General features: G+C 64.4%; 16 protein-coding genes and 1 tRNA gene. 8 read left to right on the top strand and 9 right to left on the bottom strand.

The annotated features are described in order from the left end of the window. Both P4L93_10320 and P4L93_10325 read right to left on the bottom strand, forming a co-directional pair. A partial coding sequence (locus P4L93_10320; GenBank protein MDR3687338.1) for a peptidoglycan binding domain-containing protein occupies positions 1 to 722 on the bottom strand: 722 nt, incomplete at its 3' end. A gap of 476 nt (positions 723 to 1,198) precedes the next feature. After that, positions 1,199 to 2,092: an undecaprenyl-diphosphate phosphatase gene (locus P4L93_10325; GenBank protein MDR3687339.1), complete on the bottom strand. Its 894-nt coding sequence runs from the start codon at positions 2,090 to 2,092 to the stop codon at positions 1,199 to 1,201. Between the two features lie 324 nt (positions 2,093 to 2,416). On the opposite strand from P4L93_10325, the gene P4L93_10330 reads away from it, so the two are divergent. The 3 genes from P4L93_10330 (at position 2,417) to P4L93_10340 (ending at position 5,734) form a co-directional block, all read left to right on the top strand. Further along, on the top strand, positions 2,417 to 3,274 hold the full coding sequence (locus P4L93_10330; protein ID MDR3687340.1) for a hypothetical protein: 858 nt from the start codon (positions 2,417 to 2,419) through the stop codon (positions 3,272 to 3,274). 111 nt (positions 3,275 to 3,385) lie between these two features. Next, positions 3,386 to 4,159, top strand: coding sequence for a hypothetical protein (locus P4L93_10335; GenBank protein ID MDR3687341.1), 774 nt, complete (start codon positions 3,386 to 3,388; stop codon positions 4,157 to 4,159). A 252-nt stretch (positions 4,160 to 4,411) separates the two neighbouring features. Beyond that, positions 4,412 to 5,734 (top strand): LCP family protein, encoded by a 1,323-nt coding sequence (locus tag P4L93_10340; GenBank protein ID MDR3687342.1) that lies wholly within the window; start codon positions 4,412 to 4,414, stop codon positions 5,732 to 5,734. A gap of 57 nt (positions 5,735 to 5,791) precedes the next feature. Here P4L93_10340 and P4L93_10345 read toward each other — a convergent pair whose 3' ends face one another. Both P4L93_10345 and P4L93_10350 read right to left on the bottom strand, forming a co-directional pair. Continuing rightward, positions 5,792 to 7,372 (bottom strand): HD domain-containing protein, encoded by a 1,581-nt coding sequence (locus tag P4L93_10345; GenBank protein MDR3687343.1) that lies wholly within the window; start codon positions 7,370 to 7,372, stop codon positions 5,792 to 5,794. Between the two features lie 26 nt (positions 7,373 to 7,398). After that, positions 7,399 to 8,949, bottom strand: a complete 1,551-nt coding sequence (locus P4L93_10350) for an HD domain-containing protein (GenBank protein ID MDR3687344.1) — start codon at positions 8,947 to 8,949, stop codon at positions 7,399 to 7,401. Between the two features lie 259 nt (positions 8,950 to 9,208). Between P4L93_10350 and P4L93_10355 the strand changes: the two genes are divergently transcribed. Continuing rightward, a tRNA-Arg gene (locus P4L93_10355) sits at positions 9,209 to 9,284 on the top strand. A 202-nt stretch (positions 9,285 to 9,486) separates the two neighbouring features. Continuing rightward, complete coding sequence (locus P4L93_10360; protein ID MDR3687345.1) at positions 9,487 to 11,274, top strand: choice-of-anchor Q domain-containing protein; 1,788 nt, start codon at positions 9,487 to 9,489, stop codon at positions 11,272 to 11,274. A 101-nt stretch (positions 11,275 to 11,375) separates the two neighbouring features. On the opposite strand, the gene P4L93_10365 is transcribed toward P4L93_10360, so the two are convergent. After that, on the bottom strand, positions 11,376 to 11,648 hold the full coding sequence (locus P4L93_10365; protein MDR3687346.1) for a hypothetical protein: 273 nt from the start codon (positions 11,646 to 11,648) through the stop codon (positions 11,376 to 11,378). 241 nt (positions 11,649 to 11,889) lie between these two features. Here P4L93_10365 and P4L93_10370 point away from each other — a divergent pair, with 241 nt between their 5' ends. The 3 genes from P4L93_10370 to P4L93_10380 all read left to right on the top strand — a co-directional run bounded on the left by P4L93_10370 (position 11,890) and on the right by P4L93_10380 (position 13,681). Further along, complete coding sequence (locus P4L93_10370; GenBank protein ID MDR3687347.1) at positions 11,890 to 12,354, top strand: MarR family transcriptional regulator; 465 nt, start codon at positions 11,890 to 11,892, stop codon at positions 12,352 to 12,354. Positions 12,355 to 12,508: 154 nt separating this feature from the next. Next, a complete protein-coding gene (locus P4L93_10375) occupies positions 12,509 to 13,111 on the top strand; it encodes a hypothetical protein (protein ID MDR3687348.1) in 603 nt (200 codons plus the stop codon). A gap of 135 nt (positions 13,112 to 13,246) precedes the next feature. Then, positions 13,247 to 13,681 (top strand): hypothetical protein, encoded by a 435-nt coding sequence (locus P4L93_10380; protein MDR3687349.1) that lies wholly within the window; start codon positions 13,247 to 13,249, stop codon positions 13,679 to 13,681. A gap of 5 nt (positions 13,682 to 13,686) precedes the next feature. Here the strand turns inward: P4L93_10380 and P4L93_10385 are convergent, their stop codons facing one another. Genes P4L93_10385 through P4L93_10400 form a run of 4 tightly spaced genes read right to left on the bottom strand, consistent with a single transcriptional unit; the run spans position 13,687 to position 17,361 of the window. After that, positions 13,687 to 14,262 (bottom strand): 3'-5' exonuclease, encoded by a 576-nt coding sequence (locus P4L93_10385; protein MDR3687350.1) that lies wholly within the window; start codon positions 14,260 to 14,262, stop codon positions 13,687 to 13,689. Positions 14,263 to 14,266: 4 nt separating this feature from the next. Next, a complete protein-coding gene (locus P4L93_10390) occupies positions 14,267 to 16,666 on the bottom strand; it encodes a cation-translocating P-type ATPase (GenBank protein ID MDR3687351.1) in 2,400 nt (799 codons plus the stop codon). A gap of 29 nt (positions 16,667 to 16,695) precedes the next feature. After that, on the bottom strand, positions 16,696 to 17,040 hold the full coding sequence (locus P4L93_10395; protein ID MDR3687352.1) for a hypothetical protein: 345 nt from the start codon (positions 17,038 to 17,040) through the stop codon (positions 16,696 to 16,698). Positions 17,041 to 17,055: 15 nt separating this feature from the next. Then, positions 17,056 to 17,361 carry a hypothetical protein gene (locus tag P4L93_10400; GenBank protein MDR3687353.1) on the bottom strand — a complete coding sequence of 102 codons (306 nt, stop codon included), beginning with the start codon at positions 17,359 to 17,361 and terminating at the stop codon, positions 17,056 to 17,058. Positions 17,362 to 17,363: the final 2 nt, after the last annotated feature.

A 17,363-nucleotide genomic window follows, 5' to 3' on the forward strand; every position in this document is an offset into this window, starting at 1 on the left:
CGCCACCCGACAGCGCCGCTCGCCTCAACAGCGCGAACGGCGATCATCTTGGCAACCTGCACGGGCGAGAGAGTCCAAGAGGCACTGCCGTGAGTTATCCGGACGGGCTGAGCAATCATCGTCTCGACCACCAGCCGAGCGCGTTGTGCCGACGCATCGGTCACTCGAGCCGGCAGAATCGTGGCGTGCACGGGCACGATGCGGTTCTGCGAGGTGAAGGCCGCAAGTAGGTCAGCGGCCAGCCGCGAGCGGTCGACAGCGCTGCCGGCGGCGGAGCGTTTGGCCTGCACCGTCGTCCCCGAGAGCTGCACCGCGGCATCGCGCGCGGGCACGTCGACGACGCCTGTTATCTTGCTCATCGCCGCGTCCAGTTTCGCGGGCTCCGCGCTCGGCGATGCGGGAAGGCTTTCGCCGCCAAACCACGAGCTCCATCGTTGGTCGAGTGAGCCGATCGGCCCTCCACTCCGGCCGACTGCCATCGCACGCACAACGAGCTTGTCGCAGTCGAACGAGAGCCCGACGTCGGAGGCCTTCACCGGCCAGGAGTGTGCGCCATCACTGACCGTCACGGGGACTGCAACGAGTCTGGGGAGCTGTTGCTTGAGCGTATCCGCAGCGGCGGTAGGGGTCTTGCCGCCGATGTCGACACCCGCGACGGTCACCCCCGGGTGGACGCGACCAAAGCTCGTCGCGATTTCGACGCCTGAAACGAGAAGCAGCACGGCCGCCAAGCACGCAAGAACCCGAGTCGCGAAGCGCGACTTGCCAGCGGGCTGTCGTGCGCTGCTCGTACGACCTCGTCGGCTCGACGATTCCTGAGGCATCGAATCAAGCGAAGTATCTAATTGGCTCACCATGCGTTGCGCATCCCTCTGGTATGAATGCCACGCCATGGCGATCGGTTGACCGACATGGTTTCCGTGACGGGCTCCAAGTGCGAGACACGGGCTTACCGACCTCCACAACGGCTTCGCCGCCTAGGTCGCTTTACATGGGGACGAGTCGCCCCCGCCGGCTACCCGGCACGATCCGACGCCGCTCCCTTTCGGGACCAATCACGCTGCACGCGAACAACAGTTCAGAGGCCAAGAGGTGCCTCGGCGTCGAACGGGCATTCTATCGTCCCGCTTATGAGGGTTCGATGAGAGTCGGGTTTTAGTTCAGGGCACCGGCTTGGCGCGCGCGGCGAACGCAGGGCTCAGCCGCGTACGAAGAAGACGACGATCACCAGCGCTCCAAATGCTAGGCGGTACCACATGAAGATCGCGAACGAATTGCGCTTCACGTAGGCCAACATCCAACGCATCACGAACACCGACGAGATGGCGGCGGCGAGGAATCCGAGCAGCCAGTCGACGGAGAGCAGCGTGTGGACAGACTCGTGGCGCAGGCCGAACACCGCAGCACCACCGATGATGGGGGCCGCCGCCATGAAGGAGTACCGCGCGACGGACTCACGGTCGAAGCCGAGCAGTCGGCCGGCTGTCATCGTCGAGCCCGACCGCGAGACACCCGGGATGAGCGCGAGCGCCTGCGCAAGGCCCACCGTGAGCGCCTGCCACCAGTTCATCGTCTCGAGGGGCTCCTTGCGTGCGACGAACTTGTCTGCGGCCCAGAGCAGCACACCAAACCCCATGAGGCACACGCCGAGAAGCAGCGGTGCGTAGTGGAAGGTCGATGCGTCCAGACCGGTCCGCGTCGCACCGGCAATATCCGGCGTTGAAAGGAACTCGAGCTTCGCGTCGAACAGCACGCCGAAGATGGCGCCCGGAATCGAGGTCAGCAGAAGGAATCCGATGAACTTGCGTGCAAACCGCGGGCTCTTGAACACGTCGTGGTGCGTAGGGGTGTCCTCGCTCGGAGTACGGCCGAACGCTGCGAGGAACAGGTCGACCCAGTCGCGCCAGAGCGCAATGACGATGGCGACAAGGCTGCCTGCGTGCAGTGCGATGTCGAACGCGCTGCTCGAGAGCATCGGATCGCTTACGCCGAAGAGCCACGGAACTAGTTTGAGGTGCGCGGTCGAAGAAACCGGCAGGAACTCGGCGAGCCCCTGCACGACGCCGAGGATGATGGCCCAAAGATGGGTCACGAGACTTTACCTCCATGACTTGGCGGACAAATGTCGAGCATCCTGCGTGACAGGACCGTAGCGAACGGTGGCGGGGCGCCAGCCGGCTCGCGGGGTCAGTCCTATAGAATCGGCCGATTCGCATGAGAGAACGATGAGAGCGACTCAGGCGAAGACGTCCTCCCCCTGGATTCTCATCACCCGCTCGCTGCGACACGTCTGAATCCGATGGCTCCTCTCTCACGTTCCTCTCATCCCGTTCATGAGAAACAACACTCCGCGTTCAGAAACGAAACACCGATTCCAGGAGGACAACGGGTGAGTATCGATCCCAAGCTGAGACAGATGCTGAACAAGGTTCCAGAGGTCACAATCTTCTTCTGGATCATCAAGATCCTGTGCACGACCGTGGGCGAGACTGCCGCGGACTTTCTCAACGAGACGCTGCACTTCGGGCTGACCGGAACGTCCATCGTCGCCGGCGCACTGCTCGTCGTCGTGCTCTTCTTTCAATTCCGCGCGAAGAAGTACGTCCCCGGCATCTACTGGCTGGCCGTGGTCCTAATCAGCGTCGTAGGCACGCTGATAACCGACAACCTGACCGACGGTCTCGGCGTCTCGCTCGTTACCACGACCGCGGTCTTCGCCGTCCTGCTTACGCTGACGTTCATCGCTTGGTACGTGGTCGAGAAGACGCTGTCGGTCCACTCGATTCACACGACACGCCGAGAAGGCTTCTACTGGCTGACCATCCTGTTCACGTTCGCACTGGGAACTGCCGCCGGTGACCTCGTCGCCGAGAAGTACGACCTCGGCTACCTGACGTCGCTCTTCATTTTCGCCGGCCTGATCGCGGTGGTCACGGCAGCGCACTTCGCCATCAAGGCCATGCTGTCCGCGCAGCATCGGCACCAGTCGACCAACGCGGTCTTGGCGTTCTGGATGGCCTACATCCTGACCCGGCCGCTGGGCGCCTCCATCGGCGACTACCTGTCGCAGGCCAAGAGTGACGGTGGCTTGGGCCTCGGCACGACCGCAACGAGCTTCATCTTCCTGGGCGCCATCTTGCTTCTGGTCATCTATCTCACGCTCACCAAGAAGGACGAGATCCCCCTCGAAGTGGCGTTGGCCGAGGACGCCGCCCTCGAAGGCCAGTTGCCATTGGCCGCCGAGCCCGCCCTTGAAGCCGGCGCAACGCGCTAGCCGCGAGCCGCGGAACCTCGACAAGCCGATGAGCCCCGAACGGAGTTGGCCCATCGGCTTGTCGGCTACACTGCCCGAATCGTCCACTCTGAATCCAACGTGGGGTCATTCATGCGTAACCAGACGCGCCTGACCGCTGGCGCTCTCATCTCCAAAGTCCCGGAAGCCACTGTGTACTTCTGGATCACCAAGGTCCTGACCACCGGACTCGGTGAGACAACCTCCGACTTCCTGGCACACCGTATCGGGCCGCTACTCGCCGTCAGTCTCGCCGGTGTGGGCCTGCTCATCGCACTTGTCGCCCAGTTCCTCGTGCGCCGGTACGTGGCGGGCGTCTACTGGCTCGTCGTCGCGATGGTCAGCGTGTTCGGCACCATGGCCGCCGACGTTCTGCACGTGGGCCTCGGCGTCCCCTATCTCGTTTCGACCGCCTTCTTCATCGTCGCGCTGGCCGTGGTATTCGCAGCCTGGTATGCCGCCGAGAAGACCCTCTCCATCCACAGTATCTATACGCGGCGCCGCGAGGCCTTCTACTGGTCGATCGTGCTCATCACGTTCGCTCTGGGAACTGCGGCGGGAGACATGACCGCCATCACGCTGCATCTGGGTTACTTCGCGTCGGGCGTCCTGTTCGCGGTTCTGATCGCAGTCCCCGCGGTGGGCTATTGGAAGTTTGGCTTGAACGGCGTCTTCGCCTTCTGGTTCGCTTACGTGATGACGCGGCCCCTCGGCGCATCGTTCGCCGACTGGCTTGCGGTTCCAACAAGCCGAGGCGGTCTGGGATTGGGTACCGGTCCGGTCAGCCTCGTGTTGACCGCGCTCGTGGTCGCCTTCGTCGCGTACCTCGCTGTCGCCCGCCCGGGAGTTGAGCCGCAGATGGCGTAGCGCCCTCCGCGCGCGATCGCTCCTGCTACGCGGCTCTCACCAGACTCTCATCGGCCGCTTGCTACAACGTGATTGGCGTGCCGGCGGGCCACAGACGCTTCCCCCTCTTCACTCCCCGCTCCGCCGGTACGCCCTAGCCACTTCGAGCGCTTCGTGAGAGTCTCGATGCGTCCCAACGGCCGGAGAGGAGCCCGCTTGTCCCAAGAAAGCACGCACGGCATGCGGCATCGTTCTCCGCGAAGCAGCCGACCTGTGGCTCCTCGGCCGAGTGCTCTGACCCGCATGGGACCGATTGCGCCGAGACGCCCCCGCCTACTGCTCGCGATCGTGGCCGCCGCAGTGGTCGTGGCGGCGATTGCCGTGGGGCTCGGCTACGCGGCCTACCTCAACGCCGCAATCAGCTTCCCGGACTCTTGGGGCGCGAGCCAGCTGGCCAACCAGCTTGCCGGTTCGTCGATGCAGTCCAACAACGTGCTGATCGCGAGTGTCGAAGCCACGAGCGGCAACTCCGCGACTGGCACGGGATCCCTCGTACTCGTGCATCTCGACCCAGCGCACGGACGCGTGTGGGAGCTATGGATACCGCCGGACGTGCAGTCGCTCGTGGCTGGCTACGGCTACGTTCCGATGAGCGACGCGCATCTCTACGGCGGATCGGCAGGAACGGTCAAGGCCGTCAAGCGACTCACGGGACTGTCGATCAACGAGTATGTCGAAGTCAACCCTCAAGCGATTCGTACGCTGACGGAGTACTACGGCGGCGCGTGGGTCAACGTTCCAACCGCGATACAGTCGGTGCAATCCGGCTCCGCTCCCAGCTATCCCATAACCAGCGTGTTGGCTGGTTGGCAGAGAGTCGATGCCGAGCAGGCACTGACGCTCATGCGCGTCACGCCCGCGTTCGCCGATCCCGACTACGCGCTCATCCAAGACCAGCAGCTCGTGGTCACGGCGCTGGCCACTGAGGTCGGCGCGAGCCCGAGCGAGATCCCGGGTGCGGTTCGCGTGGTCGCGCCATACCTGAAGACAACCATGAGTCTCAACGAGCTGCTTTCGCTGGGAAGTGCGCTGCGCAGCGGCGGCCCGTCGATCGACTCGGCAGTCGTCATCGGGACCCGGACGGGCAAGGTCGTTGTGCCCGATACCAAGATTCTCAAGCGACTGATCGCCGCCATGCAGGCAGGGCAACCGTTCGGCATTCCGGGGGCAACGCTGGCGGGTGCTGCGGCCCAGTCGGCGGCCGTAGTGTCGAGCAAGCCGGCGTCCCAGGTCAGGGTCACTGTCAAGAACGGTTCCGGGCTCTCGGGAGCGGCCAAGCAGGCGGCCGGCGTGCTCCAGACTCACGGGTTCGCCATCCTGAGCACCGGCAACGCCAACATCAACGTCTACAACCAGACGTACGTGGTCTATCACGCCGACAAGAGCCTCGCGGAGCTAGTCGCCCAGTACTTGCAGCCCGGCGTGAAGATCGTGCCGGCAGCGGGGCTCTACAGCTTCCCCGGAGACGTGCTGGTGATGGTGGGCAAGGACTGGGACCTCAGCAAGGCGCCGGTCGCGCCAATCCAGACCAAGTAGCTTGCCCCGCGCCAGCCGTTTGCGGCTCGCTGCGCCGGGGGGCCCTCTTGCGCCGTGCTACAGCTCGATTCGCCCTTGCTCGTAGAGCCGCACGCATGCCTCAACCACGGCCGGATCGAACGCTCCGTTTCCGCGTTTGATCTCCTCGATTGCAGCGTCGAGTCCGATCGCCGGGCGATGCGGGCGATGCGACGACAGCGCCTCCACCACATCGGCCACACCCAGGATCCGGGCCAGAATACCGATCTGGTCGCCGACCAACCCGTTGGGATATCCGGTCCCGTCCATCCGCTCGTGGTGCTGCAGCACGATGTCGGCCACCGGCCACGGAAACGCGATGTCCTTGAGGATCTCGTAGCCCGCCTGCGAATGTTGCTTGACGATGGCGTACTGCGTTTCATCGAGCCGGTCGGGCTTGGCCAAGATCTCGACCGGTACCTTCATCTTGCCGACGTCGTGAACCAGTCCCGTGACCTCGATGGCGACCATGTCGTCGCCCGAGAGCCCCATCTCCCCCGCGATCATCTTGGCCAGTCTCGCTACGCGCTCCTGATGGCCCTGCGTGTACGGGTCGCGGACTTCCACGACGCGGCCGATCGCCTCGGTGACGTCCATGACCATCTGCTCGAGGCGCATGCTCGCCAGCCCTAGCGACTGCGAGGCTCGCTTGGTTGTGCGGTGTGCTCGCTGGCTCGAGATGCCGAAGCCGATACTGTCGGCCAGCTCCTCGAACAGCTGGCGCTCGTCGTCGCCAAACGTGTTGACCTCACGTCCCCACATCTCGAGCGCGCCGACAACCACGCCGTCTACGCAGATGGGAAGATCGAGCGAGGCATGGAAGCCGCGCGCGAGCGCCGCGCGCTTCCACTCGGCGCGCGTCTTCCAGGTCTTGAGGTTGCGGATGTCGACCGTGCGCTCCTCGCGGATGCACGTCACTATCGGCGTCTTGCTGATCTGGCCGACGTCCCAGCTCACGTCACCCAGCGACTCAATGAAGCCATGGTCGCCAGCTTTCGCCGCGACGCGCACGGACTTCTTTGCGTCGCTGGCCGCCAGGCCCACCCACGCCATCGGATACCCGGTGGCCACGATCAGCTCGCAGACGTCTTGCAGCAGCGAGTCTTCGTCGGCGGCGCGCACGAGTACTTTGTCGGTCAGACTCAGGAGGCGCAGGCCACGCGCTGCGCGGTCGAGCTTGGCGTTGGCGCTCTTGAGCCGACGCGTGGTGCGCGACAGTGTCTGCTCGGACTCCTTGCGCTCGCTGATGTCTTCGTAGATGGCGAGCACATGGTCGGGTGTCGGGCGGTTGGCGTGGATGTGCAACCAGGTGTCGAGCGGGCCAACCAGCAGGTCGATCTCCTCAGGCGCGCCGGTACGCGCGATGCGGGCGTACATCTCGAACAGCTCGGGATTGGACTCGCGCAGCCCTGGGATGATGACGCTCGCACGCTTGCCGATCACGTCGCGAAGCCCCGTCAGCCGGTAGAAGGCGGGATTCACGTCGAGGTAGACCCAGTCGACCAAGCCCTGGTCGTCGGTGACCATCTCAAAGTAGGCGACGCCGTCGAGCATGTGCTCGAACAAGAACGCTAGGCGCTCGCTTGTAGCGCGAGTGTCAGCGGCTGCGTGCTGGGTCATGCCCCACTCCCCCATCGAGCGATCGACTACCAAGCGATTCCCCCGGAAGCATGCAGCCTGAAACATGCGGCGGTCACGGCGGGGTCGTAGAGCGCCGGGCGCTCGGCGATCTCGGCCATCGCAACGTCCAGTCCAAGTGCCGCGCGATACGGACGATCCGACGCCATAGCTTCGATCACATCGGCCACGCCGAGAATCCGCGACATCGTCGAGATCTCGTCGCCGGCTAGCGCGTCGGGATAGCCCGAGCCGTCCATCCGCTCGTGGTGGTGCAGGACTGCCTCGGCCACTGGCCAGGGGAAGTCGATGTCCTTCAGGATCTCGTAACCCGCCCGCGGGTGACGCTTGATGAGCCCGAACTCGTGCGGGGATAGGATGCCCGGCTTGTTGAGGATCTCGGCGGGGACACTGAGCTTGCCGATGTCGTGCACGAGCGCGGCCATCTCCACGCCGTCGGCCTCGACCGCGGGTAGACCCATCTCCTCGGCGAGGCTGCGCGCGAGCTTGGCGACGCGAACCTCGTGGCCTTGGGTGTACGGGTCGCGAAGTTCGACCGCCCGGCCCATCGCCTCGGCCACCGCGTAGACCATCACTTCGAGACGCGCGTTGCTGTCCAGAAGCGCGGCGTCCGCGCGTTTGCGTTCGCTGATGTCCCGAGTGAGGCCGAGCACCTCGACGCGACCGGTCTGCTGGTTGACGTGATAGTGCGACGTGATTTCGACCCAGATGAGCGAACCGTCCTTGCAGGGAAGTTGCAGTTCGCGGGTGTCAAAACCCGTCCGCAGCTCATCGGGCGTGGGGTCGTGGCCCAGATCCTGGACGAACGTCGTCAGGACCAGTTTGTATGCCTCCGGCGTCATGAACTCCATCAGCGGTTGGGCCACGACCTCTTCGGCGGTGAACCCCCGCAGCCCAAACACCGACGGCGACATGTACAAGAAGCGCTGGGTCTGGGGATCGAGCGTCCAGACAACGTCCTTCATGCTCTCTGTCAGGACCCGGAACTTCTCCTCGCTCTGACGCAGCGCCCGTTCGGTCTCCTTGTGCGCGAGCGTTAGAAAGCACTGGTAGACAAGGGACTCGATCACGGGCGCTGGCAGGAGTTGGCCGTTGCGCTTGGTCAAGAACGTCAGCGAGCCATAGATGACCGTCTCGTCGGCGATTCCAATGGTGTATACGCCCTCGATGCCGAAGGCCATGGTGACCATCTCGGCGAGGGCCGGGTGCAGTTCAACGGCGGCGAACTCACTCAGACCGCCCGGCATGCGAACTAGCCTGCGAGTTGCGAACCGACCAAGCATCTTAGGGTCGATGGGCGACACGCGGCCGATCACGTCGAAGCCGATGAGTTTCGAGGCGACAGCGAGATCTCTCTTGCTGATGCCGAGAACGTCGCGAGCCACCATCTGGGTTTGGTCGCCTGCGGACTTGCTCACAATCACGATGGCATCGGGGACCAGCTCACCCAGGAACTCGCGAGCGACGTCGAAGACGTCTTCGTCGGTATGGCACGCCATGAGACCAAGGCCCGCCTCGGCAAGCCGAACTCCGTGGAGGTCCAGTACTTCTTGGGTCACGTGCACGGACGCACTTCCCTTGCATTGCATCTAGGCGCGGCCCCGTGCGCGTCCAGTCCTGCTGTGCTACGCCGCTCAGGGCGTACTAGTCATGTATCGGCACGGACCGCCCCTGCCCAAATAGGAAGTTGGATGCGTGCGCGAGCTCCTGAACGCGCCCGGCTGCCGACGTTCGGCGTTCGGGGGAAGGGCGCATCCGGGGCACGGGTTGTTGGTCGCAACTAGCGGCGTCCGCTACCATGTACCCGCGCTCAGGCGCGCCCTCGTAGCTCAGGGGATAGAGCACAGGTTTCCTAAACCTGGTGTCGGACGTTCGAATCGTCTCGGGGGCACCACACAAAACAGCAGGTCAGCAGCTGCGTCTAGGCTCGCTGGCCTGTTTCTTTGTCCTCGCACACTAACCGTCGCTACTCATTTCCTACTGCATGCGCCTCGCGACGCAGCCGCCCGCCTAGCAAATCGGTGGGTACCATCAAGGTATTCGGCACAAGCGCCGAGAGACGGTCTTGGCGCATCGGGGATCGGGGTGTGAACGCCATGACGGCAAACGTTCGCTCTGTCGGGTTCACGAGGTTCGTCGCAATCTTGACGTTTCTAGTGGCGATGTGCGCGTTGATCACCGCGCTACCCGCAACGGCCCACGCGACGACCTACTACGTCTCAGTCGCCGGTACAGACACCGCATCCGGCCTGCTCGGGCATCCCGTGGCGTCCGTCCAGAAGGCTTTGCATCTGGCGACGAGTTCAGGCGATGTGGTCTCGGTCGGCCCGGGCACGTTCAGCGGCGATGTCACGATGACGGTCTCGGGCGTATCACTCCGCGGTGCCGGAGCGTCCATGACGACCCTGCGTGGCGACGGCCAAAACTCGGTCATCGACGCCGAGAACATCAGCTCGGGAGCGAGCATCTCTGGCTTCACGATCACCGGAGGCAGTGCCGTCGACGGAGGCGGCATCTACTGCTTCCAGTCCTCGATCATCGTCACAAGCAACACGATCACCGGCAATACCGCCTCCAATGAGGGTGGTGGCATTGACGCCGACGCCTCGGGCTTGACGATCAGCGGCAACACGATCGCGAACAACAGCGGCTACGATGGCGGGGGCATCACGTGCGGCTTCTGCTCGCCGACAATCACCAGCAACAGCATCACCGGCAACACCGCCGCAGACGACGGCTCAGGCATCTACTGCACCCACTCTGCGCCATCAATCTCGGGCAATAGCATCACCGATAACAATGGCGGCGTCGGTGCGGGAATCTCCTGCTTCGACGCTTCTTCGCCCAACATTGCGAACAACACGATCGCCAGGAATATCAGCAACGGCAACGGCGGCGGCATCTACTGCAATACGTCGTCGCCAGCGATAACCGGCAACCTAGTCATCGGTAACAGCGCCCCCGGCGACGATGGCGGAGGCATCTTCTGCGCCTACTCCTCATCAACCATCGACGGTAATACGATCGACAACAATGTCGCCGGCAACGACGGCGGGGGTATCGCCTCTGTTTCCTCCACGCCGACGATCACAAGAGACACGATTCTCGGGAATGACGCCTTGTACGGCGGCGGCGGGATCTATTGTGCCAACCCATCATGGCCGACGATCGTAAATGATGTCGTAGCCAGCAACCGCAGCACCTATGGTGGTGGCATCTACTTCGGCGCCGCTGAACCCGCGCTGGTCAACGAGACTATCGCCGACAACAGCGCACCCCACGGCGGCAGCGTCTACTGCCTGTCCGGGGTCCAACCGCTGGTAAACTGCATCGTTTGGGGCAACAGCACCCCGATGTCTGGATGTTCCACGACGTACTCTGAACTTGCCAGCGATCCGCTCTTCATCGCACCAGAATCCGGCGACTACCACCTGTCTGCAGATTCGCCCTGCATCGATGATGCGAGCGCGACTGCCGCACCGGCCGCCGATCGGGACGGCATCCCCCGTCCGTGGGGTGCTGGCTTCGACATAGGGGCCTACGAGTACTATGTCCCGACGTACCACACGAGCACGTCGCTCTCGGCTCCCAAGAGTGTCAAGGTCAGGAAGTCGCTCACCCTGTCCGGCGCAATCTCGCCTTCATCAGCGTCGCCGTATGCAGCGCCCGGAAGGGTCACGGTTACGATGACGCGCAAGGTCGGCCGCAGGTGGAGAAGCGCGGGATCGGCCAAGATCAGCGTCGTTGGCGGCCTGTTTACCTACAGCTTCAAGCCGAGGTACACGGGAAGCTGGCACTTCGTCGCGAACTACTCTGGCGGCGCAATCGGCCCGACGACATACCTGCCTTCACAAAGCGGAGTCAGGGGCGTGACGGTCAAGTAGGCCGCCCGCGTTGGAGAAGAACAGGTCAGCGAGAGTGTGAGCTCTCGCTGACCTGTGTTCGTTTCTGATGTCCAAGCCGTTCCGCACTCCGAACGCTCTCGCTAGTGCGAATGAACACCCAAGCTGAGCCGCTCGCTCACGTTCTCCAGCACCTCTTCGAGGGTGTTTCGGCTGAGCTGCCATGGCGCCAGACCGACCGAACGAGTCCCGTCAGCGCGCTTGACCCACACCGTGTGCCGAGCGTCGCACTCGACGGTGCAGTCACTCGAGCCGAACCGCTCCTCGCATGCTGCGAAGAGGCCGCTGCCACCATCGTCGTAGACGATGACTTCCGCGTCGGACGCGGCCGGAGACTGCTTCGATGGCCAAGGCATGAGGGAACCTTCCGTGATTGTGTCGTGGTCGATCACTCGCGGCAGACCGGTAAGCTCGGCGAGTGCCAAGTCCCTGGTCTGGGCGGATGACGGCGCAAGCGATCGAGGGGAAACCCGAGGGCGCTGAGTCCAATATATCATAGCTAGTAATCTAATTGTAATTGCCGATGGAATTTGCTAGCCTCGGCAGTGCCCATTCGCCCTTACGTGAGGGACATGCCCTGATTTGAAGGGAGCAACGATGCCTGCCGCGACCCGCGCGGACTACGCAACCCAAGCCGCGAGCGACCTGCGCGTCGTCAACTCCGAGCTGCAGCGCATCAGCCTTCCCACGTGGCTCGAGCTGGGCCTGCCGATGGCACAGCTCAAGGCTCTGGTCGCGCTGGCCAGCATCGGCGATGTGTCCGTGACCGGTCTCGCACGCAACCTGACCATCGGCGAGCCAGCGGCGAGCCAGCTCGTCGAGCAGCTTGTTCGCCGAGGCTACGCCGCGCGTGTCGCGGATCCGAACGACCGCCGCCGCGTCGTCGTCAACGTCACGCCCGCGGGTGCCGACCTCGTCTCCGAGCTGCGGCACGGGCGTCGCCAGCACGTCGAGCAGTGGCTCGAGTGCATGGACGACGCCGACGTGGATGCGCTTGCCCGGGGTCTGCGCGCGCTGGTACAGGTCGCGACCGGCCCTGAGTGTCACAGCGACGCGCTCTAGCCTGCCGACCGCCGCAAATCCCCCAGCCGCACCTTCCCAGATGCGGCCCGTACGACCCGCGACAGTCGTTCGACGGCGGCGATGCTACCATCCGAGCTGAGATTAGCGTAGGGGGGACGCGGCCACGTGAGCGTCTCCCACGAAGGGGGTCTTCATGGCGCTCGCCGGTTACTGCAGAGGTTGTGGGCAGTACGTCTGGCTCAACGAGCAGTGGGGCTGCGTCAACGGTCACCCGTGGACCGAGATCGGCAACTGGTACGACCCGCAGCACGGCACGCCGGTCACACCTTACTGGTTGCAGCCCGCGCCCTCGAGCGGGGCGCCGGTACCTCCGGCAACGCCGCAGCCTGCGGCGGCTGCCGCCCCCGATGCCAGTCGCGCCCTCGGTGGTGGCCGCAGCGGCGCCCGCCGATCGGCTCACCCTACTCGCCGACATGCTCGACACCCTCGGCCAGTATCCCAACTACGCGTCGCAGTACGGTACGGACACGGACATCGTTGTAGCAACGAAGTCGCGAACGCCAGTTGGGGCACGGGCACGAGGAAGATCGAGTCCTCGGCGATCATGAAGGCGGTGGAAGCCGAGCGCACGATTTACTACTGGGAGACGCTCAAGGAGTCGGGCACCGGCCCGAACGGCGCGGCGATGAAGGCCGACTGGGGCTACGCCGCCGCCCGACGCATCGTCGAAGATGTTGCCGCACGCCATGGTTGGCAGGTAAAGGTGGTACTGAAGAAGAACTCTGCACAGTGGTAGGGTCGGCGGTTCGCCAATTGGGCAAGTTTGCCAAGTTTGTGAAGCCACCGCCGTTCCAGACGGGTACGAACTAGTGAAACGCACGTGGAAGGCGACGGTCCGGCAACCGCTCATGACCTCCGGAGGACGACAGCTATGAACCTCATGCTTCGCACCAAGAACACGGGTCAGCTCAACATCGACCGCGTCTTCGCCCGCTTGCTGGTCGTATTCGGCGGCATCTTCTGGATTGCAGCTTTCTTCGGCGGCACCACGGCCGCCAACTACCGCGAGGCTTCGTACTCGCTACCCGAGCTCGCAAAAGCCTCCAGCACGGCGCTCATCCCATTCGCAATCGTCGTGATCGTGCTCGTGCTCGCGATGTTCTTCGAGCGCCTGACCGGCATCCTGCTGGCCGTTCTTGCGATTGGCATGCTGGTCTGGGGCGGCCTGTCGCACTGGGGCGAGGTCGGCATCTGGCTGACCGCCATCTCGGTCCTCGTCGCTCCGACTGCCATCAGCGGCGCGCTCTTCGAGCTAGCGGCGAGGCGACAGGAGCGCCAGGTGCTCGAAGCCGGCACCGCCGCCTAAGCTCCCTACAGCCTAGAAACCTTCACGCCGAGCAGCTCGATCGCATCGGCAACTGAATCCGCACCAACGGCCGTTGCGCACTCCAGCGCGACGGCCGCGCACGCTTCGGCGTCGGATGCCGCGTCGTGGTGCATCAGCGAGATCCCGCAGTGGTCGCACACGACGTTGAGCTTGTGGCTGGGCAGGTTTGGGAAGGCCTTGCGCGCCATGCTGACCGTGCAGGCGTAGCGAATCGCAGGCGCCGGCAACTCGAGCGAGCCGATGAGCGAGCGCAGCACCCGCATGTCGAACGACGCGTTGTGTGCGAGCAGCGGACCCTCGGCAAGAATGGGCTGCAGCTCGAACCAGATCTCGCGGAAGTCCGGGGCCAACTCCGTGTCCTCGGCGCTGATTCCGTGGACGTTGGTGTTCCAGAACTCGTACTCGTTGAAGGGTGGCTGGACGAGCCACGATCGCCGGTCCACGACGCGACCGCCGCGGATAACGGCGATGCCGACGGCGCACGCGCTGGTCGGCTCGCGGGTAGCGGTCTCAAAGTCGATGGCGACCCACGTGTCGGGTGCTGATGTGCGAGCTAGCATCCGCCTACTGTACAGGAGCGGGCAGAGCCGCGATGGTTCGTTCGCGCTCGTCGAGGCGACGCAGCAGACGGCGAAGACGCAAGGAGTTGCCCACGACGAGCAGGCTGCTGCACGCCATAGAAACAGCAGCAATACCCGGCGTGATCACTCCGAACACGGCCAGGGGCAACGCGACCGCGTTGTAGCAGATAGCCCACCCTAGGTTCTGCCGAATGACTCGGCGGGTCTGAGCCGATGCGAGGAGGAACCAGGGCACGAGCTCCAAGTCGGCACGGTTGAGCACGATGTCAGAAGTCTGACCCGCGATGTCGGCTCCACCTGCCACGGTGATGCTCAGGTCGGCGCGAGCGAGCGAAGGAGCGTCGTTGACGCCATCGCCGACCATCGCCACGAACTCTCCCCGCTCTTGTAGAGCGCCGATGACCGCAGCTTTCATCTCCGGTGTCAGTCGCGCTTCGAACTTGTCGATGCCGAGTTCGGCGGCGACCGAACGTGTCGTCGACTCGCTGTCGCCCGAGAGCAGCACCGGTCCGAGGCCGCGCAGCCGCAACTCTCGAACGGCGAAACGGGCGGTGGGTTCCATCTCGTCCCGGAGCGCGATGAACCCTACGACAGCGTCGCCTCGGCTCACCCACACCACGGTCTCGCCGAGCGCCTCACGGGCGGCCGCGGCTGCGAGTTGTACCCCGGATGGCTGGGTCGGCATGAGTTCGACCCGGCCCACGGCGACTCGCTCGCCCACTCCCTCGACGCCGTCTCCATCAATCACCGCAGAGACGCCGAGTCCCGGCTGCGACGCGAACTCACGCGCAGAGGGGGGTGTCGAGGTCGCGGCGATGATGGCGCGTGCGAGTGGGTGCTCGGAGAACTGCTCGGCCGTTGCGGCAATCGCGAGCAGCTTCGCTCGAGATGCGCCCTCGGCACCTGCGACCTCAAGCCGACCGAGCGTGACCGTCCCGGTCTTGTCGAACGCAACGGTGGTGGTTCGCCCGGCGCTCTCCAGTGCCGCGCCGTTGCGGACCAGAACCCCTTCCCGAGCGGTGTCGCCCAGCGCGACGCTGATCGCCAGCGGTGTGGCGAGTCCGAGTGCGCAGGGGCATGCGACCACGAGTACGGCGACGGCTGTGATGAGCGCTTGCGAGGGCGCTGCACCCGCGATGGTCCAGCCAATGGCGGTAGCCGCGGCGAGTGTGATGACGCCCACGGTCAGGTAGAGCGAGACGCGGTCGGCTAGTCGCTCTACCGGCGCGCGGCTCTCAAGCGTGTGCTCGACGAGCGTGCGAATGGCCGAGAGCCGCGAGGAGTCCAGCTCGCGCACGACGTTGGCGGTGAGGCTGCCGTCGATCAAGAGAGTGCCGGCCCACAGTTCGGCTCCAGCGGTCTTGCTCACCGCGGCCGATTCGCCGGTCAGCAGCGATTCGTCGGCGTGACTGTGGCCTTCGAGCACCTCGGCGTCGAGCGGAACGCGTTCGCCCGGCTTGATCACGATAATCGCTCCTCGCTTGACCTGTCGGGCGGGGGTCTCGGCAAGGGAGCCGTTGGCTGCGCGCACCCAGGCGCGCTTGGGCTGCAGCTCCATCAGCCCGCGGACGTCCTTGCGAGCACGGGCGCCACCAGCCATCTCTATGTAGCGGCCCAGCACCACGAACTGCACGATCATCGTGACGGAGTCGAAGTAAGTGGCATGGCCGCCAACGACGGTCGCCCAGAGGCTGTAGGTGAACGCCGAGAGCGTGCCCAGCGCCACAAGCGTGTCCATGCCCGGCGTACGGGCGCGAAGCTCCATCCAGGCGCCCCGCAAGAACGTCCAGCCACCGAAGAACAGCGCTGGAGTCGCCAGTATCAGCGCGAGCAACTGCAAGAGCCTGACCTGCGGAGACGAGAAGTCACCAGCGGAGTAAGCGCTGTAGAGACGTACGATGTAGAGCACCATCTCCTGCATGCCAAACGCGAACGCGACGAGCACCTGGATGAGCAGCCGCTCCTCGGCGCGGCCGGCGCTCTCCGACTCCTCGTCTCCCTCGAGAGTCGCGTTGTAGCCGAGTTTGCCCACGCGATGCATGAGCTCTTCAAGGTCGGTGGCGCGGGGGTCGTAGTCGATCCGGCCCTTGCCCGCAGCGAAGCTGACTTGGGCGTCGATGACGCCCTCGCCCTGCTTGAGCACGCGCTCCGAGACATTCGCACAGGCCGTACACCACATGCCGTCCAAGGTGAAGAAGGCGGTCTTGTGGTGCAGGCCGAGACGCTCGATCAGCTTGAGCCGGTGTTCCGGCGGATCGGCCAGAATCTCGTCGAGCATGTTTGCCTCGGCGGCGTTGGCGTAGAGCCGCGCGCAATCCTCGGTATCAAAGCAGTGGTCGGCACCACAGACGACCCGGACAACCGGGTCGTCTGCGATCGCCATTCCACAAAGTTCGCAGTTAGTACACGCGCTCATCGGCGCGCCGAGAACGGACCGCTGCCCACCTCGGCATACGTCCGAATGGTGATGTTGTCCTTGTTCACATGCGGGTCGAACTCCTCGAACACGTGATCTTCGACCAGATAGGAGTTGCGATGGTCCTCAACGTCGCACCAGTCACTCCACTCGCTGCGCATGATGACACGCGTCGAACCCGGGTTGTCGACCGAGTACCAAGCGTCGGCAAAGACGAAGCCCGGCTGTGCAGGCAGCCGGATCTTCATGTAGCCCACGACGCGCTCGAGTGACTTACCGATCTCCAGCTCGTTCATCTGGTCAGGCGTGATGTCGAAAGAGACCTCGTAGACATAAGGCATACGGAATCGACCGCCCTACTTCCAGTAGAGGAACAGATAGACGAAGTAGCAGACCAACGTGACGCCCATGATGATCAGCGCCATGAAGGGCAGGCTGCCACCGGCCTCGGAGATGACTCCGGCGAAGCTGTCGATGAAGCCGTCTGGGCTGACGCGCTCGCCTTCGTGGGCCTGATCTTCGGGCCGCCGACCCTTCTCGCCGGCCTTGGACGACGTCGCGTGGTACTTGAACGAGAAGATCAGCGCGGCGCCCAGGAAGACAATCGTGCCGGCCAGCACCGAAAAGAGCTGCGGACCGATCTGAAGCACGTTATCGGGCACGA

This window comes from Coriobacteriia bacterium, assembly GCA_031292615.1.
Taxonomy (GTDB): Bacteria; Actinomycetota; Coriobacteriia; order Anaerosomatales; family JAAXUF01; genus JARLGT01.